This is a genomic window from Ekhidna sp., assembly GCF_040220215.1.
GTDB lineage: Bacteria > Bacteroidota > Bacteroidia > Cytophagales > Cyclobacteriaceae > Ekhidna.
Window position 1 is genome coordinate 322,177 of sequence record NZ_JAVJTR010000016.1, and the last position, 20,060, is coordinate 342,236.

Sequence of the window (20,060 nt, forward strand, 5' to 3'; positions counted from 1 at the left end):
ACCAACAGTGTGTTATCATTAACGTTATTCAAAATTACGCATAAATCAACCTTATGATAAAATGGTAACAATTTGGTAAAGACCTGGGATTAGTCGTGATATTCTTTCATTCCTTTAATAAATAGGTTCAAATCATTTTGATACTGAGATACGAATAAATCCTCCAATGAATCTTTTGCTGAATAATACCTGACATAAGACATGAAGTAAGCATTGTTTGGCCGACCGGACTGAAAAACCTGATAGTACCTGGAGTTGTGAAAATGAAGTGTATCAATGGAATTCATAATCTGATCAATTAGCAAATGCTTATGGAAAGATTTGAGTGAATCACTGTCTGTGTTTTTTAAAGATTCATATAGAGAATCCAGTTTGCGTGTAGCAAGTAACATTTGGTTTCTAAATGTTTTGCTGTCTTCTTCTGCCAGGATGTATTCGAAATAGGCTTCAGAATTTTTGCCATATTTATTATTGAGAAATTTCACAGTTCCTCTCTCTCCAATAAAAGATGCAAGATTTTCATTGAATTCAATATTGTCTTTGATAAAGAGTGTTGAATGAGTCAGTTCATGAATGATCAATTCAGCGAGTGACCCTTCAGGTCTTTCCAACATATTTGAAAGTATCGGATCGCTGGACCAACCCAATGTAGACCAACCACCAACCGGCCTAATCCTTACATCATAGTCTTGCTCTTTTAATTGTTCCATTTCTTGTTTTGCTCGCTCAAGGTCAAAAAACCCTTTATAAGGAAAGGAGCCTAGCAAAGGGAAAGACCAGGTATATGGTTCAAGTGCAAATGGTTTAGATGCTGATAGATTCCAAAGGGCAACCGTACCTTTTTGATCATAAAAAGTGGAGTAGTTATCTGATTTTTTTAATCCCAGGTCATTAAATGCAAATGACCTGGCCTCCTGAATAATTTTGATTTTTTGTTTGGTACTGTCAGCCACAAGTGAATCTTCCAAGACTTCATCTACATCACGAGTATTGAACGTAATAGAAAGCTGGCCTTTGGCTTGTTGAAAACCATAGGTCACCGTTTTCCAATTCAGTATCAGTAAAACAACAATGAGGATTAAAATTCCCCAGGACACTTTTTTAAACATGCTACAACTTTATTTATTGTTTATCGTAAGATACCTTGCAATACACAGTAATGAAAAATAACCTTATCACTCATGGATTTAAAAGATCACGACAACAACCTACGAATTATTGGTAAAATATTTATTGTCATTGGGCTTGTTTTAGTGCCCATATCCATTTCTACATTCTTTTTTGTAGACATGATCAGTCACAGTGACTTTTGGCTGGATGTAAAAGACTTTGATGTGTTGTTTTTAGAAGTCAGGCCTCCGGAAAATTTACTTTACATGTTTCCCATCATACAGACTGTTTCTTCACTTGTTTTCCTGATTTCAGGATATGGTTTAGCAAGTCAACAATCATGGGGAAAGAAATTTGCTATTGTTCCTGCAGTATTACTCCTGTTTAAATTCCCTATCGGTACCGCATTGGGTGGATATATGATTTATGCAATTCATTATGTGCCGAAGGAGGAGCAAATGGTTAATGGGGATGAGGTTGCTTAAGCTTCTTCCTTTGCTACGCGCATAGTGAGTATAAAAAAGCAGGAAGTTTCACTATCAGGCTCAAAGTAATACTCATACTTGGTTCCGGTCTTTTTTGCAATATCAATAAACCCCAGTCCCGCACCACCAGTCTCACCAATTTCTGAGTTCATCATTGCATCACGGTAAAGTTCTTTGATGCCATCTGCATCCAGTGAGTTTATGGTGTCAAGAGTATCTCGTAACGTGACTGCACTTTTAATATCAATATTATTACCTGTTGTAATGAAATACTCTGTCTCATTATGACCAATAAGAAAAATGCCCTTTTTCACAAGCCCTTGCTCTAATGAGTTAGATTCCTGATCAGATTGACTATCAGCATGCTTACAGATGTTCTGCAAGGATTCCATCATTACATGGTATACACGCTTAGTTACACGTCTGTTTTCATTACGAACACTCAAATCTTCTGAAATCATGTCTGTAATGCCATCGATTGTGGCCTGTGTTACATTACCCAGATACACCACATTAAGATTACTTTCCGTCATCATTTTTTTGAAATTGATGATGGTTTTGAGATGCTTTAACTGATTATAGACCTGTTCGTAACCGGAGTTGTCCATAGTTGATGATGGTATTGATCGAAGGACAAGATAGTGAAGAAGCTGTGGAGATGGAAGGACTGCATTTATTTTTGATATGGAACTGAAATTTAGCTGAAAGCTGACTGCTTTAATTGAGGTCAACTTTCAGATTCATCATTCGTCTTTAAGAACTTTAGCAGGATTAATAGCAGCCGTTCGATAAGTCTTTAATGTAACCGTAAGGATTGTTAACAATAAAGCACCAATCAAAGCAAACCCAATGAAATAGAATTTAAATTCTATATGATAGGAGAAGTTTTCGAGCCAGGAAATCATAAGGTAATATGCTACAGGGCTAGCCACTATAGTCGCAATAACAATCAATGAGACAAATTCCTTATTGATCATGGATACAATTTTAAAAGAAGAGGCGCCTAAAACCTTACGTATACCTACCTCCTTGATTCTCCTGTTGGTTGTGGCAGTAGTTAGTCCAAACAGACCCAAACAGCCTATGATTACAGAGATAATGGAGAAGCTGCTGAATATCGACTGAAAGTTGTGCTCGGAAACATACTGCTCCTTTAGATCGTCATTCATAAAACTTGCATCAAATGGAACAGTTGGTGTTAGACTATTCCAGATATCCTCCAGGTTAGCCAGTACGGTTCTTGGATCCTTCAGGTCTGCATCGATTAAAATTGCGCTATAAGCATTATTGCTTACCGGCAATATCCGTGCAGGTTCGATGCGTCTGTGTAGACCTTCGAAATGAAAGTTTTTCACTACGCCAATCACTTTTCTCATGTTAGGTTCTCGACCAAATTTTTTCCCGATTGCATCTTCCGCATTTTTCCATCCAAAATTTTCAATACATGCTTCATTCACCACAACTGATAATGAGGAATCTGTGGGATGCTGTTCTGAATAGAACCTGCCGGCTACCATTTCCAGTCCAAGTGTTTTGGCAAAAGCTTCATCAACCCTGAGTGTATAAATACTTGAGCGAACCATCGTTCCATCACCTGTTTCCACTTCCGCACCGCTGTTGCTAAGACCATCAACAGGGTACGAAAAACGCTCAAAAGAAATGTTCTTGACGGAAGGAAGTGCCTTCAGCCTATCTTTTAATACGTCAATATTTTGCCTGACTTCATCATATCCCCAGAAGTTGACCCGAATGATTCCATTAGTCTTCATACCAAGATCCTGATTTCGGATGAATGACATTTGGTCATTGATGATGAAAATAGAAATGAGCAATACCATCGTGGCACTAAACTGTAAAATAACCAGTCCTTTTCTGAGCATGTTAAATTGCATCCCACTTTTAAGATTGCCTTTTATTACTCGCAGGGGTGGGACTTTGGAGATTAGATATGCAGGCAGTGAACCGGCCATCAAGCTGAGCGCGATCACTATCCCAAAAAGAAATGATACATTCTTTAGCGTAACTAGTTGAAAGTGCTCATAGCCTGTAAGCTGCTTATAAAGTGGCAAAATTGCCCATACCATAAGCAATGCTAAACCCACAGAAAGCACAATGATCAGAAACGATTCTACGAGATACTGCGTAATGAGCTGCTTTTGCCGAACACCGATCACCTTCCGAATACCTACCTCTTTAGATCTGGAGATAGCATTGGCAGTAGCCAGGTTAATGTAGTTGATACATGCCAATAACAAAATAACCAGTGCAGCTGCTATAAACACTTGCACAGTCTGCAGGTTTCCATTGTTGAAATCATAACGGAGATCAGAGGTCAGATGGATGGAGGTGAGAGGCTGAAGAAAGTATTGATAATACATTCCATGCTCTGCCCAGTCTTTTAGCTTATCTCCGATAAAAGCGGTAATCGCCTGACCCAATTCATCGGGATTTGTTCCTTCTGTTATGAGGACATAAGTATAAAAGCTACCACCACCCCAGTTGGTGTCCATCGATTCCCATCCCCAATGCCGCTTAAAAGTTTGTGTTGGGACGAGTGCGGAAAACTGAAGCTGTGATGTTTCCGGGAGGTCTTCCAGGATTCCAGTCACCTGAAGTTCGATTTCCCCAAGTGTTATCGTTTTATTCAATGGATTCTGATTCCCGAAAAACTTGTTCGCTAGTGATTTTGTCAAAACAATCGACTGGGGGTCGTTCAATAGTTCTTTTCTGTTGCCAGATATTAGTTCAAAATCAAAGATTTCAAGAAAATTGTTGTCTACTACGCCAAGTCCGCTCTCAAAAAAATATTGATTATTGATCTGTAACCGTTCTGAAGTTCGATAAAAGCGAGTGGAGGCTTCAATTTCTGAAAAATGATCGTCTAGTTGAAGACCCAAAGCAGATCCGGAAATAGCCTGACTGAAGGTTTCGCTTTCGCTTTTAAAAGTATTGGGCACCCGGTAGATCCGATCTTTCTTTTCATGAAACGTGTCATAATTGAGCTCTTTGTTTATCCATAAAAAGATCAAAATAAAGCAGGCAAGTCCTGATGCCAGACCTACAGTATTTAGCATTGTTGATAGCTTGTGCTTGCGAATGTTCCTTACGGAAACTTTTACGTGGTTTGATAGCATAAGTCCAGAGGTTTGAGTGTTGATTTTGACTGTGTGAGGGCGAACATGCATGAGCACGTCCAGCCAGAACATCCATCGGGCTTTGCGATGGTTTCCAGCATTTACCCTTTCATGATAATATTCCAATAGAGCCCCTTCCAGATCTTCCAGAAGTTCCGGACGGCAATACCAGGATAAGAATCGGCTGGCATATTTTGGGGGCTCGGATACCTTCTTCATTGAATGGACAATATCGATTGCTGCCTAATGATTCCCCATAATTCATCGCGATGCGATTTGGCTAGTTCTAAAGCCCTCATTCCTGCAGCTGAGACTGTATACATTCTTTTGCGTCTACCACCACGCTCCGAGGTAGCTTCTCCCATTTTCGAATCAACCAGTCCTTTTTTCAGGAGTCGGGAAAGTGCAGCATGCACTACACTATGCACTACCTTTCGATTGGTCAGCTCTTCCATCTCTTTAGATATGCCTACACTATAGGCCAGATCAGGTTTTGCTACTACAAGGAGCAGCACCAGTTCTTCAAATTCTCCGAGATTTGTTCCTTTCATGGTTAAGTTGCTTATGTGCCACTGGAATTAAGCCTTTAAACTTCAGGACTCCTTTCATGGCATTAGTATCGTTTTTGTATACCTAATATACTGATAAAGGAATAATTAGTTACGTATTTGTATACATAATCTTTAGATTCTTATAAGAATCCTTAATTAAAGAGGGAGTAATAAGAGCTTATTAACTGGAATTTAACAGTTATATGGAGTTGGAAAACCTGCTAAGCTAGGCACTAATCTGAGCTGGGCTGAATTCCAGTGTTTCCAGATTTTTGGAACTTGCCCAGGATTTTAATTGATCAAGTTGATCTTCGTATATCATGACTTTATGATCAAAAGATGATCGGGTGTGTTGAATATCGGTCTCAACGAAATCAATCAGAGAAGTTCGGGAAGGAAAGGATACTGAATACATCAATCCTTCATTTTTAATTAGTAAGGCGTTTATCATACGGCAGTCCTTTGGTGGTTATGACAACTAAAATAACATCAAACCCCAAGGAAAGTTGTGCTGCTTCGATGGACGGCTCAATTCCTTAGATGATTAGGTAATAGGGCGTAGTTTCAGCTAGGCATTATGCTTATAAATTATTTTTAAGCGAGGTAGTAATTGGAGATGAATTGCAGCGGAATGAAACAAATGTGCCTTCCAATAGCAGACTATTATTGCATTCCTAATATTTTTAGCAAAACAGTCTTTTTCTTCGATGCGAAAAGACTATTTTTGTCTGATTTCAAAATAAAGACGAAAGAATAATATGGCCGACTCTCAAGAAAAAATGAAAGCACTCCAAATCACCATTGATAAGCTGGAAAAGACTTATGGTAAAGGTGCAGTGATGAAACTGAGTGATGAAAAGGTAATGGATGTGCCAACGATTTCAACAGGGTCTTTAAGCCTTGACATGGCTTTGGGTGTCGGTGGTATTCCACGGGGAAGGATAATTGAAGTTTATGGGCCGGAATCTTCTGGTAAAACCACACTTGCAATGCATTGCATTGCGGAGGCCCAAAAGGCAGGAGGAATGGCAGCTATTATAGATGCTGAGCACGCTTTTGATAAAGGGTATGCAGAGAAATTAGGTATTGATACAGAGAACCTATTGATTTCCCAGCCGGACAATGGTGAGCAGGCATTGGAGATTGCTGAACATCTTATTCGCTCAGGCGCTTTGGATATTATCGTCATTGACTCTGTGGCTGCATTGGTACCAAGAGGAGAACTGGAGGGGGAGATGGGCGATAGCAAAATGGGCCTTCAGGCCAGGTTGATGTCCCAGGCTCTGAGAAAATTGACAGGGACGATTAGCAAAACCGGATGCTCGTGTATTTTCATTAACCAGCTTCGTGAAAAGATCGGGGTAATGTTTGGAAATCCGGAGACGACTACCGGGGGTAACGCTCTGAAATTTTACGCTTCCATCCGTCTGGATATCCGAAGAATTGGCCAGATAAAAGAGTCTGCTGACAATGTGATGGGTAACCGAACCCGGGTGAAGGTGGTGAAGAATAAAGTAGCTCCTCCATTCAAAGTAGTGGAATTCGACATCATGTATGGCAAAGGGATCAGCAAGAGCGGGGAGATCATCGATATAGGCGTTGAGCTGGATGTAGTGCAGAAATCAGGCTCCTGGTTCTCCTATGATGGTAACAAGCTGGGTCAGGGACGTGACGCTGTAAAAGCACTGATCGAAGACAACCCTGAATTGATGGAGGATATCGAGAAGAAAATCAAAGAGAAATTGAAGGGGTAAAGAACAAACCCTTAATCGTAAATTGAAGGTGAGTTAGAAGACTCACCTTTTTTGTTTTTAGCCTGTCGTCCTAATCGCGATTACAGGATCAAGTCTAGCCGCCATCAATGCTGGAACAATTCCTGAAATAACTCCAATAATTCCTGCCACACCAAGTCCAAGGATCACATTTCCAAATGTGAGCACCAAGTCAAGATTCCCAAGGCTTACAAGGGATAATAGCCAAACCAGAAAGAGGCCTACCCCACCACCGATAAGGCTTAGAAAAATAGCCTCAAAGAGGAATTGGAAGAGAATAAAGAAATTCTTGGCCCCAAGAGATTTTTGAATACCGATGATATTGGTTCGTTCCCTTACAGAGACAAACATAATGTTGGCAATGCCGAATCCTCCAACAAGAATAGAGAAACCGCCGATGGCCCAACCTGCAATCCCAATTACGTCGAAAGTGGAGCCGATTATATTCATAATTGCATCTTGACGATTGACAGAGAAATTATTCTTTTCTTTTGGTTTTAGGCCTCTTTTTGTTCTTAAGAGACCGGTAATTTCCGCTTCCAGTTCCACAAGACCTACATCATCTGGTTTGCCTTTTACACTTACTAATGTTTCAACTCCTCTGTTTCGTCCGGAATAGAATATCTTTTTGAAAGACTGATACGGAAGCATAATGCTTTCATCATTACCTGTATCGCCAAAAAGGCCTTCTCCTTCTTCCTCGAAAATGGCAATCACTACATATTTTAGACCTTTTATCTTAATCTCATTTCCAATCGCGTTTCCGCGAGGAAATAGCTTTTCAGCGATCAAATGGCCAATCATCGCTACATTCTTGCCTGTATAAGATTCGGAAGCTGTGAAATACCTTCCTTTTGCTACATCACTTGCAATGTCGTATACATCTTGATGAGTATGAGCTACTCCAAAGAGTGAGACATCAGAATAGCTGCTACTTTCATATTTTACCGTCTCACCTCCAGTTACAGCAAAAATAGTGATGCCTGCAGAGTTCTTAAGATTCTTTTTTAAGAACTCATATTCTTCATAGTTGGTGTATGGTCGCTTGATATATTCCCACCAGGGAATGTCAGGGCCGAACTCATAGGGAAATCGTCTGATATCAAGGTTATTCGCATCCAAAAAACTCAAACTATCCTTGATGCTTCGCTCCAGTGAATCGACCAGGGTGAATACTGCGATAATCGCAAAAATACCAATGGTAACTCCGAGTAGGGAAAGTGTTGTCCTCAGGATATTCTGTTTCAGTGCCCCCCAGGCAAACCGAAAACTCTCGATGATTAATTTGAATATTTTCACGTGCGTAGTTTATCGTCAAAACAAAAGTAGTGAATCGAATTTCAGGATTTTAAATTAAATAGTGATCGGTAAATGCCGATTTCTAACGGTAAATTCCCTAAGTTGACGAGTTTCAGTTCATTAACGTTACAAACGTGAAACATATTTGCTAATTTTGCGCTCCTTTGATCATTAAAAATAGATCCTTTTTCCTATGGGAATGAAATTATCCGAATTCAAATTCGACTTACCATCAAGCCTTATTGCCTTACATCCTACTGAAAATCGTGATGATTCACGCCTTATGGTTGTCCATAAGGACACTGGAGAAATTGAACACAAAGTATTCAAAGATGTTGTTGATTATTTCGGAGAGAACGATGTATTCGTTACCAACGACACGAAAGTTTTCCCTGCAAGATTGTACGGAAATAAAGAAAAAACCGGTGCAAAAATCGAAGTGTTTTTGTTGAGAGAGTTGAATACAGAAATGAAACTGTGGGATGTTTTAGTGGATCCGGCAAGAAAAATTCGTGTAGGAAATAAATTATATTTCGGAGATGGAGAGCTTGTAGCAGAGGTTATTGACAACACAACCAGTAGGGGGAGAACTATCCGATTTCTATTTGATGGAGATCAGGAACAATTCTATAAGATGATTGATGCCTTGGGTGAGACCCCATTGCCTAAAGAAATAAAGAGATCAGCAGAACCTGAAGATAGGGAGCGATTTCAGACAATCTATGCAAAAAACATAGGAGCTGTTGCTGCGCCTACTGCAGGGATGCATTTTACACCCCAATTATTGAAGAGACTGGAGCTGATAGGTATTGACATTGCGCCAATTACACTTCATGTTGGGCTTGGCACTTTCCGTCCGGTGGATGTAGAGGATCTGACTAAGCACAAAATGGATTCGGAAAACTATTGGGTGGAAAAAACTACTGCTGATAGGGTAAATCGTGCATTAAGCGAGAAGTCGAAGATTTGTGCAGTAGGAACAACTGCTATGAAGACGCTTGAATCGTCTGTTTCTGCAAACGGACTCCTAAAAGACAACTCTGGCTGGACCGATAAATTCATTTTCCCTCCGTACGAGTTTAAGATTTGCGATGCGCTTATCACAAACTTCCATTTGCCGGAATCAACGCTATTGATGATGGCATCCGCTTTTGGAGGATATGAGCTGATCCAGGAAGCCTACCAAACTGCAATCAAAGAGAAGTATCGTTTCTTTAGCTACGGTGATGCGATGCTAATCATCTAGAAATTTTGAAAAAATATGCCATCATAGTGGCCGGGGGTATTGGCACACGCATGAAAAGCAAAGTGCCAAAGCAATTTCTTCGGATTGATGGAGAGCCCATCATCGTTAAGTCCATCAAGAAATTCTTAGCATTCGATCAAAAGCTAAGTGTTATTGTAGTTCTTCCTGAGTCACATCTAAAAGAATGGGAGGCCATCAAATTTCAATATTTTCCTGACACAGATATAAAATCAACTTCAGGGGGCATTACCAGAAGCGCATCAGTTCTCTCAGGGCTTGCCTTAATTGAAGGAGATGGACTGGTGGCTATACATGATGCAGTTCGTCCATTTGTCACGATTGCTACTATCAAAGATTCATTTGAATCAGCTGGCAATAAAGGGTCTGGCGTTAGCGTAGTTCCTTTGAAAGATTCAATCAGGGAGTTGGAAAATAGTTCATCTATTGCCAGAGATAGATCTAACTATGTGCTTGTTCAGACCCCACAAACCTTTAAAGTCAAAGAGATAAAGGATGCTTATGAAAAAGCAGGTGCTGGTTTATTTACAGATGACGCCAGTGTGTATGAAGCTGCAGGGTATATTGTCAGCTTAGTTAACGGCACTTACGATAACATCAAGATTACCACGCAAGGAGATTTAAAGTAGCTTTAACAATTTTGTGAGAGCTACTGTATTACTTTTTGATCACCTTATAAAGAACGGCATTTCGATCATTTTCATCAAAAATTCTGATTAGATACTGACCAGCACCAAGCTCTGATAAATCAATACTCAATTGCTTCTCTGCCTGTTTTATAGCTTGTGTCATTAACACTTTGCCATGAAGGTCAAGAACTTGTACGGAAAGTTGTTCAGTTCTCGACTGATCGTAATTGATGTTGATGTGATCTAAAGTTGGATTCGGGTAGATGTGAAAGACGTTAAAATAAGGAGAAGATGCTCCCAAAATCACTTCAATGGATATCCCATCTTCAGAAGCAAAAACGGCTAGTTTGAAGTCATTGTCACCCACTCCAGCAGGACCAACCTCAAATTCTACAAATGCAGATTCATCTAAAGGAATACCCGGGTATTCAACGAAGAACCTGTAAGTGCCTTGAGGTAAGAATCCATATTCAAATTCCCCATCTGCATTCGTTTCACCATAAGCGATTAGCTCAAACTGATCGTCATCCTGACCAATACGTCCGCCTCCGGTTTTTCTTCTGAGTCCGCATTTTCTTTTTGCAGCTCTTCTCCTCGCATCAAAACGCGCTTCGTCTTCATCAAAATCTTCTTCAATTGTTCCACTAACTACTCCATCTCCAGTGGACGAGTTTCTTTCCGGTGGTACTTCTGTTATTATTATTTGAATGGTTGTATCTCCAACTAACTTAAGTGTATCTGCTTCATCCCAAAGGAATGCATTTGAATAGTAAGTTGGCACATACAGTTCAGGATCGGAACCAACGCTAATGAGAAAATCACCAAGGATGATAGATGGAAACACAATCTCACTTGAAACCGCAATCTGATTTGCGAAATCAAGCGTATCGAACAATGCCTGTCCTTCTTTTATTTCAAGAATGTAACCATCAACGTCTTCCATGAGTGAAACACCACTGGCATCTGTCACATTTGCTGTAATAATTGCCGTTGCAAACACTTCAATTGGTGTAGAGGAAATAGTGGTTTCAGTAGCAATGGTATTTCTAATGTTTACACCATAAGCGCCCATATTATCCCGGCCAATATCTGTTATAGTATATGTGTCTTCTGTAGCTCCAGCTATATCATTCCCTTCATAGACCCATTGATAGGTATTGGCCGTTCCATTAACATTAGTAGTTAATACCTGCTGATTGCCCTGAGGCACTTCTATTGGCCCGGATTCTACTATTGCATTTATATCCTGCTGATTGTTGTAACTTAATGGTCCAACTCCAGCGACTGCTTCCAGATCGCCAAAATCCAGCCGATTCCCATCCAGATTTATTGTAGTAGCACTTGTTAACCCACTGAAATCGGTCGCTAAACCGTCAATATCATTATCGGACAAATCCAATTCTTCTAATGCGTCAAGTTGATTAATGGAAGCTGGTAAAGTTCCAACTAAACCATTATTCGGTAGTTCCAGATTAAGGACCCTATCTCCATCGTTATTTAAGATTACCCCAAACCAGCTATCAACAGGTCCGGTACCCCAGTTGGTAGCAGTTGTCCAATCTTCGCCACCCATCGTATCATAAATATCATTTAATACGAGTGAGTCGGCCTCTAGTGCATTTGATATTCCCGAATTGAAAAAGAGTTTGATGCCACCATAATAGTCACCAACAACCATATCCGGATTACCATCAGCATCCAGATCCCCAAAAAGGACCTTTCCATATTCAGTCACTATTGTTGGAATTTCATGGTCGAAAGTGAAGTTTCCTGCACCATCATTCACCCAAAGTTGAGGATAGGAGATGTACCCACCTATCACAAGGTCATGATCACCATCACTATCTATATCGCCAAGGAAGCTATTGTAAGTGGATCCACTTTGAACATTTTGACCACTGTCAGTGAACACTCCGGACCCATTGTTTAAGAATACATAGCTATTCGTTGTAGGGGATTCATAAGCATTACTAGCAAAAACATCTAAATCACCATCACCATCTAAATCCGCTAAATCAACATCGGTAATATGAAAATTTGAGCCAGCTGGAGTAATGGAAGTTCCAGCGTTTATCAAGCCAGAATTATTGATAAGTGTCGACATTCCATTTACTTCAGTAGCTATAATAATGTCTTCGTCTGAATCACCATCAATATCACCCAAAGCCATTCTAGCACTATAATTATCCAAATAAGAGGAAGTTTCACTGAACGTAAGTGTACCTGTATTGTCAAAGATTCTTATATAATTATTACTAATGCCATCAAGTCTGGCGACAATATCTAAATCCCCATCTTGATCCATATCAGCCAGTTCTACTTGATCGACCTCATAACCTGAAGCCAAATTAGAGTGATAGCTTAAAATGCCCCCTGCATTTGTATAGATGATCATACCAGGATATTCGCCACCATCACCTTCCAATGCCACTACCATATCCGGATCACCATCCCCGTCTAAGTCTCCAAAAGCCAATTGATAAACATTGCCTGGGAATTCTTGAGAGATGGAAAAGCTACCGTTACCATCATTTAGCCAACTTCTTGAAACTTGTCCTCCACCTTCAGCCAAATCTAAATCCCCATCTCCATCAATATCGACGAGGCGAATGTCATAAGAGGCAGTAACCGTGATTAGATCAACACCTTGAACAAAATTTCCCGATCCTTGATTGTCTTGAGTAGAGACATTACCATCAAAATGGAAGAGATCATCATCTCCATCTCCATCTAAGTCTGCAGGCTTGGATTGACCGGTTAGTTTTGCCAGAAGATCAAATGAACCAGTATTTTCCTGAAACAGGAAAACTGAATCTGCGGCACCATCTTCTGTGTTGACCATAAATTCATTATTGCCATCTCCATTGAAGTTGGCTGTGAACACATCTTCAAATGATTGCCCGGGCACAAAGTTAATCTGGGTGCCTTCAGAGAAGTTGCTTGTTCCATCATTTAGAATAGTTCCATCGTTGATGAATAATCTGATATTAGGGTTGCTATAAGACATTCCTGCTACCATATCAGTGTCTCCGTCGTTATCTACATCAAGCGTGTCAGGAAGGGTCTCGAAAGAATAGGATAGCAGCATTGAATAGCCTGTATCAACAAAACTGCCCAGTCCATCACTGTTTTCTAAAATATGCAATGCACTATTGTAATTACCATCAGCGGCTAGGTATACAATGTCCAAATCCCCATCCTCATCAACATCAAAAACAGCTAGAGGTCTTGCACTTGGGGATCCAGCATTTGGTCCTGATAGTTCTGAATCTATCGAAAAATTAAAGGCATTATTTGTTAAAACTGCAATTGTTGTGTGAGTTGTATATCCTTCAGAAATAATATCGAGATCCCCATCTCCATCAATATCTGCTACATGTGTATTGTCATCATTAGAGTTAGACAAAGGGAAAGAAACGGCCTGTGATGTGAAGTTTCCACCACCGTCATTTACCCATATCTGGTTTGTAAATGCGCCATATACTCCATTAATCATGAAAAGATCTAAATCCCCATCACCATCAAAATCTGCCAGAATGGTTCTGTCAACCACCAGTAAAGGTTCAGGAGTAAGATTTGTTTGAGTAAAAGTGAATGAACCCTGATTTGTAAGAATAATAGGACTGTCCAAATAGCTCACATAAATTCCATCGATATCTCCATCTCCATCCAAATCTCCTGAGTGAAAATTGGATAGATAGGCAGATCCTAAAGCCACTTTAGGATCAAAGAATATAGATTGTGCCAGGAGTTGGTTTTTGGTTGAGGTATTTTTAGAATAGTTGTTAATTTTTGTTTTGAAGTCCTTCGGCTTTTGTTGTGCAGTTGCAGATATAACAACACCCATCGCAAGAGCTACTGCCCAATGTCTAAAAGAAATTCCTGGCTTAACTCCAACTTCATCCCCAATTACAGATATTCGTTTTTCCAGGCTTTTTAGCCTTTCAATTGCATCTCTTCTTTTTTTAAACTTTTGTCTTTGAAATTCTCCTTCTTTCACACTTTTATGAAATCTAGAGGCGAGCTTATTATGCTTGTTTTTTAGCCTGCTTAAAAGAGATTGGTACAATGAATTTTTCATATAGCAGTGGCTTTTTCTGGTTGTACTTCAGGATTGTGCCAGAATACTTCTTGCTCTGTAACCACAGAGGTTTGATGCATTCCTTTTTCCAGATTTAATATGTTTGGCCTGAGGTTTCCCTCAAGGATGACGAGATCATAAAGTTCTTCTACGCTTGTCTGATAGGTGATGTGACCGCAAGGCTGACCGGTTGGCATGTACACTACGGTTATGCCGCAGTTTACGGATCGCCTGGCAACAGGTGCCTCTTTGAACAAGGAACTGTTTGGCCTGAGTTTGGATGTTGCAATAAAAAGGTAATCTCCAATCCGATCCATCCCTCTGGCAAAACCATTTAATTTCGTAATGATATCATAGGTTCCATTATTGACATTCACTTTTATCAACTCTCCTGTGGCGGACAATAACATTAAAAGTTCATTGCCATATATGCGAGGTGTGTGTGGAACTGGTAACTCAGAGAGAACCAATTCATTGGTTTCAATATCTATCAACACTCCACCATTAAGCATTCCATTTTTCCATTCTCGATGAGAATTTCCACTTCCCAAGGCTGAAATATATTTTGGATTACCAGTCTGAGGCTCTACTGCCAGCCCGTTTAGGTGACATCTGTCTTCTGGCTTTAATTCTGAAATGAAATTTGGTTTCCAAATTGTTTTGAAACTGAATTCTTCATCAATCTCGCATAGTGATGAAAACATTGTATTTACACCTAGCAATCTTCCATTGGAAAATTGGATGTCGTGCATATCCAATGGTCCGGTATAGTAGCTGGCTCGTGGGATATAAAGGCTATCATATACGCCTGGATTTGGTGCATAATTTACTGCCAGTCCGGGAGCGTTACCAGTTATTACAACACTGTCGTTTGTAGCAATAGCCCATTTGTTTCCTTTCTTCGCCATACCCATGGGTTTTGCAAAACTTCGAGGTAGCTGAATTAATTGGTTTTCATCCTTAGCAGAGAAAATGACCACTTTTCCAGTTTGGTATGTGCTAATTGCAACAGAGCATTTTAATCCAAGAAGGAGTTCAGGAATATTTGGAGTAAAAGAATAGCTAAATGGTGGTGGTGGAGTCATACTGTTCGCATTCCTTATCAATTTAAGAAATCTTCAATATATCTTTATATTATTCAGAATACAATTAAGCATAAAAAAGCCTACTCCAATTTGAAGCAGGCTTTTACAAAGCGGTAGTATGAAGGATTATTGTTTGATTATACGGAAGGTTAAAGCTGTTTTACCTTTTGTGGAATCAATGAATTTTAAAATGTATTGCCCTCTAGGGTAGTTTTCAATATTTACCTCAACCTGACCATTTTTACCTTTTTTCAGCTCTCTTGTTAAGAGTATTTTTCCATTCATATCGAAGAGTTGCATACTCATCTCATCTGAAAGAATTTTGTCATATTTAATATTTACAATCCTGGCTGTAGGATTTGGATAGATACTGAAGTCAGTAAAGAATTCACTCGTAATTCCTAAAATCAGCTCTACGGTAATCCCTGTTTCGGTTACAACCGCTGCTAAAACAAATTCATTGTCGCCAACTCCGGCTTCACCAACATCAAACTGAACAAATGATGATTCATCTAACGGGATACCCGGATATTCAACAAAGAATCTATAAGTGCCTTGAGGAAGGAAGCCATACTCGAACTCGCCATTCGCATTTGTTTCACCATAAGCAATTAATTCGAATTGATCATTATCCTGACCTGTTCGTCCCCCACCTGTTTTTCTTCTCAGGCCACATTTTCTTTTCGCTGCACGTCTTCGAGCCAGAATACGACCTTCTTCGTCGGCAAAATTCTCCTCAATTGTACCGCTGACTTTACCATCCCCGGTTGTTTCATTCCTTTCAGGTGGGACAGCTGTCATTCTTACTCGAGCAGTGGTATCCATGTTCAAGACAAGAACGTCCGCTTCATCCCATAAGAATGCATCACTATAATATGTGGGAACATACTTTTCCGGGTCTGAATCAACAACGACCAGGTAATCGCCATGAAATACAGGCGAAAAAGTAAACGATCCACTTTCATTGCCTGGAGCAATATCAAGGGTGTCGTAATTTCCGGATTGTTTCGTCTTTAACAAATAACCGTCCGTATTATCAGATAGCACATTTCCATTTGATACGGCTCTTACGTCAATCACTGCAGACTTAAGGTTTATTGCAGGAAGACCTAAATAAAATCCGTAGTTTTCACCTTTAGGTTTTCCCCCAACCTCACCTGTGGATACCTCGGTAGAATAATTTGTACTGCTAGATACCCCGCCGGCGATTCCGGTGGAGTATCCTTGCAATGAAAGTTGGGCATTCGCTGTTGCTGCAAGACCATGCATTGCGGCAAACAGAATTAATATTTTAATATGATGTTGTATCATTTGCTTGCAGCTTTGCTACTCCCCAACATTTTCATCAGTTGATCCATCTCTTTTCGAAGTGTCTCAACTTCAGATAAAGAAGCTTTTAAGGAAGAATTTTCGCTTTCTAGTTTCTCAACTTTGGCGTTCAATTCCTTGATTGCTTCAATCAACACTGCTGTCATCTGAGCGTAGTTTACAGCTTTCATTCCTTCGTCATTGGTATGGACGAATTCAGGGTAAACTTCCTCCACTTCTTGGGCAATTACTCCAATTTGATTTTGGATGGTAATTGTTTCGTCTTTCCACTGATATGAAACTCCTCTAAGCTTTGTTGTTTTCTCAAGCGAATTCTCAAGTGAGCTAATATTCTTCTTTAGTCTCGCGTCAGAGGTTTGAACACCACCGGATGTCGACTGCAAAATATCCGCAGCTACAGTGCCACTTGCCGTTACGTCTCCATTTTGTCCGTCCATACTTATTGAAGTAATGGCAAGACTATCTCTGAGCTCTAAAAGTGAGCCGCCACTTGGGCCATTAAATGATGTCATAAAAATGGTTTCATTTACAACCCCGCCATTTGCTGTGTTATAGACAGAAATCCGACCGGATGATTCTCCAGCCTGGTCATCGGCTACTATTTCCACATTGCTACTGAAGTCTCCTGAACCGTTATCATTCTGACCGAAAACCTGAACGATACCCAGCTCGCTATTTGCCCACCATTGACCAGAAACATAGACATTTCTGGTCGTTGGGCCATTGACCATTACAAGTCCACTTTTTCCTGATGGATCCCCACCGGTTTCATCACGATTGGATCCTATGGCTGCCAAAAAGGTGCCTTCATTATCATAGTAATCTGTACCACCTCTTCGGTACCCTCCTGAGAATGGGGTTCCAAAAACAGAATTAATGGTGTTATAATTGTTGATTAACAGCGTATTTCCGTCTGCTGTAGGATTCATTCCGTATAGATTAGCGAAAGAATTTTCGCCGTTGGAAGTTGTCCCGGCAAAAAAGGTGGCTCTATTAAATGAGTTTGTGGCATCCGGGCTGCTAAGTTGGATTGTACCTCCTTCTGTGCCTCCTTGAAGATAAATAGCTTCATTCCCTGCTCCATTAAGGGCTCTTATAGAACTAGTAGTAATTGTATCAGGGGAAATATTACCACTAGCAGAAGAGATTGGAACTCCCTGTACAAGTATTTGCTGAGCATCAATGGTTCCGGAATTACCATCTATGGTTACTTGATCCACTCCAGAAGCATCCCTTACCCTTAAAACCCCTTCGTTTCCTCCGAAAAATAAAGTACCCTGATCAGCACTATTTTGGATTGATATTCCTCCACCATCTCCACCATCATGAAAAAGATTTGCAGCAGATGATCCATCGCTACGTCTAATAGATATATTATTACTGGCCCCTATAAAACCGTTTACAGCTTCCGCTACCACACTTATTGTTCCTAGGGAATCTAACAATTCCAGCCCACCGCCTCCGTTCTCAGCGTAGTTGCCAGATAAATATGCGGTAAGATTACTTGAGCCAGCTTCGTTATTATGAAGGGATAAATTACCATACTCTTGAGTTCCATCTCCAGTTCTTCTTGTGCCAAAATGAGCGGAGTTGTACCACCAACCGCCACCATCGTCGATCGATCCATAGAGGTTCATAGAAGCCAAGTCGTGATCTTCATAACCTTCCGATCCTATTTGGAAATTGATACTATTATCGCCCCATAGTTCTACAACTCCATTAGAGCCCGTAGGATCAGACCCTCCATCATCCTGAACAACAGTCATAACTGCTTGTCCACCAGCATTACTACGATTTATTTCAAGTCTTGCAGTTTCCTCAGTAGAGTTACCAAGAGGTGTTACCCGAAATCGACCTAAACCAAAATTTTCTTGCGCTGAGCCTTCCAAGTAGTATTCCGGTAAGTTACCGTCTGCGAATGACCCGATAAGAGCCGCACCTGTAAAGGTTTCTGTGTCATCATGCGAAATTAGTTGGACAAATCCATCATTGTTTAATCCGCCAAACCAGCCGACATTGGCGTGAGTTTCGTTATAAGTATATAGGTTACCTCTTCCTTTGTTTGTTACCCTAAGCTGAGCACCAATATTTCTTGTAGAGTCATATAAACCCAAGAAGCCTCCATATCCTCCTCCAGCACTGCCTAAAATAACTTTAGTAGAATCATTGGCACCATTTAATACTAAACTACCTGAGTTGTTAGTATCAAAGAAGTTTAAATCTGCCTTTACTTCGCCAGCATTACCTAATACATGAACACTTTTGGTTTTCACAGAATCCGGCTGGATGGTTCCTCCTCCTGACCCTTCAATCGGCACACCACCGATTAAAATCTGTTGCGCGTCAATAGTTCCTGAAGTTCCATCTAAAGAAATGGTCCCATTTCCAGTAGCGTCTGTTATATTTATTGATCCTCCAGAACTCACGCCATCACCACTACTTAAGGTAAGAGAGTACGTTTGCTCCCCTGTATCCTGTGAGGCAACTAAATTCATGTTACTAGTCACACTAGATCCATTTTGCTCTGAGTAAATGTTGTGGGTGAAGTTTCCATGATAGTTTTTAATATCAATACCACCTCTTCGATACCCATCCGGTATTGGGCCATCTAAATCTATATCAGCTGCATATACGTCAACGAGCAATGTAATCCCATCGTCAGTTGAGTTACCTCCATATAAGTCCATGAAACTATTAGCCCTACCTTGAACACCTCCACCAGTGGCTACTGCACTTCTCAATTCGCCTGCTGAATTTCTACCATTTAATTGAAGGTATCCGCGCATATATCCGGTTGATTCAAACCCATCTGTCTGCATAAAAGCTCCTGTGTTATTCAAAGAATCCCTTAATACAAGAACCCCTTCATACCCATTATTGGTTGTTCCAAAAGCAGCTTTGTTATCTCCATTATTTCCTATGATACTTATTTCCCTAGTTTCCAATGAGTCAATACTCACAGGATTACCTCCTGTGAATGGTAGCAGGGGTGAATGCAATATCACAGCAGATAACGCTTCTCCATTAACGGTAATGTTAAGTGGAATTTCCCTGCTCTCACTGAAAAGTGTATCAGGCAATGGAGTGCTTTCTCCTAATACCACGGAGTAGTATCCATCCGTTACTGCAACGTTATTTTTAGTTTCTGACCATGCCGGATCTGATATATTAAATTCTATAGTGGCTGTTCCGTTGAAAGGTTTCCCATTATCAAGAAGTCTCCCTTGAAACGGTATTTTTTGTGCAAAAAGTACACTGGATGCAAATAGGCATACCACCAAAATGTAAAATTTATTCATGTCTAAAAGTTTTGATTAAGTA

The 20,060-nt window shown here is 40.2% G+C and carries 14 protein-coding genes; 4 read left to right on the top strand and 10 right to left on the bottom strand.

Annotated elements, in window-relative coordinates:
• Window positions 1–89: 89 nt before the first annotated feature.
• Window positions 90–1,109, bottom strand: a complete 1,020-nt coding sequence (locus tag RIC88_RS10075) for an aminopeptidase (RefSeq protein WP_350217418.1) — start codon at window positions 1,107–1,109, stop codon at window positions 90–92.
• A gap of 72 nt (window positions 1,110–1,181) precedes the next feature.
• On the opposite strand from RIC88_RS10075, the gene RIC88_RS10080 reads away from it, so the two are divergent.
• Entirely contained in the window at window positions 1,182–1,595 is a 414-nt protein-coding gene (locus RIC88_RS10080) for a hypothetical protein (protein ID WP_350217419.1), read from the top strand.
• Here the strand turns inward: RIC88_RS10080 and RIC88_RS10085 are convergent.
• From RIC88_RS10085 to RIC88_RS10100, 4 genes are all read right to left on the bottom strand, one after another.
• Window positions 1,592–2,203 carry a SiaB family protein kinase gene (locus RIC88_RS10085; protein ID WP_350217420.1) on the bottom strand — a complete coding sequence of 204 codons (612 nt, stop codon included), beginning with the start codon at window positions 2,201–2,203 and terminating at the stop codon, window positions 1,592–1,594. The genes RIC88_RS10080 and RIC88_RS10085 overlap by 4 nt on opposite strands.
• A 135-nt stretch (window positions 2,204–2,338) precedes the next feature.
• Window positions 2,339–4,948 carry an ABC transporter permease gene (locus RIC88_RS10090; RefSeq protein WP_350217421.1) on the bottom strand — a complete coding sequence of 870 codons (2,610 nt, stop codon included), beginning with the start codon at window positions 4,946–4,948 and terminating at the stop codon, window positions 2,339–2,341.
• The gene (locus RIC88_RS10095) at window positions 4,945–5,280 is read right to left on the bottom strand and encodes a PadR family transcriptional regulator (protein WP_350217422.1); all 336 of its coding nucleotides are present in this window, start codon (window positions 5,278–5,280) and stop codon (window positions 4,945–4,947) included. Before RIC88_RS10095 ends, RIC88_RS10090 begins: the two co-directional genes overlap by 4 nt.
• Window positions 5,281–5,506: 226 nt before the next feature.
• Entirely contained in the window at window positions 5,507–5,731 is a 225-nt protein-coding gene (locus RIC88_RS10100; protein WP_350217423.1) for a hypothetical protein, read from the bottom strand.
• Between the two features lie 307 nt (window positions 5,732–6,038).
• On the opposite strand from RIC88_RS10100, the gene recA reads away from it, so the two are divergent.
• Entirely contained in the window at window positions 6,039–7,034 is a 996-nt protein-coding gene (gene recA, locus RIC88_RS10105; protein WP_350217424.1) for a recombinase RecA, read from the top strand.
• A gap of 57 nt (window positions 7,035–7,091) precedes the next feature.
• Here the strand turns inward: recA and RIC88_RS10110 are convergent, their stop codons facing one another.
• Complete coding sequence (locus RIC88_RS10110; RefSeq protein WP_350217425.1) at window positions 7,092–8,351, bottom strand: ABC transporter permease; 1,260 nt, start codon at window positions 8,349–8,351, stop codon at window positions 7,092–7,094.
• Window positions 8,352–8,550: 199 nt separating this feature from the next.
• Between RIC88_RS10110 and queA the strand changes: the two genes are divergently transcribed.
• Both queA and ispD read left to right on the top strand, forming a co-directional pair.
• Entirely contained in the window at window positions 8,551–9,597 is a 1,047-nt protein-coding gene (gene queA / locus RIC88_RS10115) for a tRNA preQ1(34) S-adenosylmethionine ribosyltransferase-isomerase QueA (protein WP_350217426.1), read from the top strand.
• Between the two features lie 5 nt (window positions 9,598–9,602).
• Window positions 9,603–10,244: a 2-C-methyl-D-erythritol 4-phosphate cytidylyltransferase gene (gene ispD / locus RIC88_RS10120; RefSeq protein WP_350217427.1), complete on the top strand. Its 642-nt coding sequence runs from the start codon at window positions 9,603–9,605 to the stop codon at window positions 10,242–10,244.
• Window positions 10,245–10,272: 28 nt separating this feature from the next.
• On the opposite strand, the gene RIC88_RS10125 is transcribed toward ispD, so the two are convergent.
• The 4 genes from RIC88_RS10125 to RIC88_RS10140 all read right to left on the bottom strand — a co-directional run bounded on the left by RIC88_RS10125 (window position 10,273) and on the right by RIC88_RS10140 (window position 20,038).
• Window positions 10,273–14,325 (bottom strand): FG-GAP-like repeat-containing protein, encoded by a 4,053-nt coding sequence (locus RIC88_RS10125; protein ID WP_350217428.1) that lies wholly within the window; start codon window positions 14,323–14,325, stop codon window positions 10,273–10,275.
• Window positions 14,322–15,410: a TIGR03032 family protein gene (locus RIC88_RS10130; RefSeq protein WP_350217429.1), complete on the bottom strand. Its 1,089-nt coding sequence runs from the start codon at window positions 15,408–15,410 to the stop codon at window positions 14,322–14,324. The genes RIC88_RS10125 and RIC88_RS10130 overlap by 4 nt, the downstream gene beginning before the upstream one ends.
• Before the next feature lie 126 nt (window positions 15,411–15,536).
• A complete protein-coding gene (locus tag RIC88_RS10135) occupies window positions 15,537–16,721 on the bottom strand; it encodes a T9SS type A sorting domain-containing protein (RefSeq protein WP_350217430.1) in 1,185 nt (394 codons plus the stop codon).
• Entirely contained in the window at window positions 16,718–20,038 is a 3,321-nt protein-coding gene (locus tag RIC88_RS10140; protein WP_350217431.1) for a tail fiber domain-containing protein, read from the bottom strand. The genes RIC88_RS10135 and RIC88_RS10140 overlap by 4 nt, the downstream gene beginning before the upstream one ends.
• Window positions 20,039–20,060 lie beyond the last annotated feature (22 nt).

What these genes read in the sequence shown, in the direction of transcription:
- RIC88_RS10140 (WP_350217431.1), bottom strand. Translation starts at nt 20,038, where the DNA reads ATGAATAAATTTTACATTTTGGTGGTATGCCTATTTGCATCCAGTGTA.
- RIC88_RS10080 (WP_350217419.1), top strand. Translation starts at nt 1,182, where the DNA reads ATGGATTTAAAAGATCACGACAACAACCTACGAATTATTGGTAAAATA.
- recA (WP_350217424.1), top strand. Translation starts at nt 6,039, where the DNA reads ATGGCCGACTCTCAAGAAAAAATGAAAGCACTCCAAATCACCATTGAT.
- RIC88_RS10100 (WP_350217423.1), bottom strand. Translation starts at nt 5,731, where the DNA reads ATGATAAACGCCTTACTAATTAAAAATGAAGGATTGATGTATTCAGTA.
- RIC88_RS10095 (WP_350217422.1), bottom strand. Translation starts at nt 5,280, where the DNA reads ATGAAAGGAACAAATCTCGGAGAATTTGAAGAACTGGTGCTGCTCCTT.
- RIC88_RS10135 (WP_350217430.1), bottom strand. Translation starts at nt 16,721, where the DNA reads ATGATACAACATCATATTAAAATATTAATTCTGTTTGCCGCAATGCAT.
- RIC88_RS10090 (WP_350217421.1), bottom strand. Translation starts at nt 4,948, where the DNA reads ATGAAGAAGGTATCCGAGCCCCCAAAATATGCCAGCCGATTCTTATCC.
- RIC88_RS10130 (WP_350217429.1), bottom strand. Translation starts at nt 15,410, where the DNA reads ATGACTCCACCACCACCATTTAGCTATTCTTTTACTCCAAATATTCCT.
- queA (WP_350217426.1), top strand. Translation starts at nt 8,551, where the DNA reads ATGAAATTATCCGAATTCAAATTCGACTTACCATCAAGCCTTATTGCC.
- RIC88_RS10075 (WP_350217418.1), bottom strand. Translation starts at nt 1,109, where the DNA reads ATGTTTAAAAAAGTGTCCTGGGGAATTTTAATCCTCATTGTTGTTTTA.
- RIC88_RS10085 (WP_350217420.1), bottom strand. Translation starts at nt 2,203, where the DNA reads ATGGACAACTCCGGTTACGAACAGGTCTATAATCAGTTAAAGCATCTC.
- RIC88_RS10125 (WP_350217428.1), bottom strand. Translation starts at nt 14,325, where the DNA reads ATGAAAAATTCATTGTACCAATCTCTTTTAAGCAGGCTAAAAAACAAG.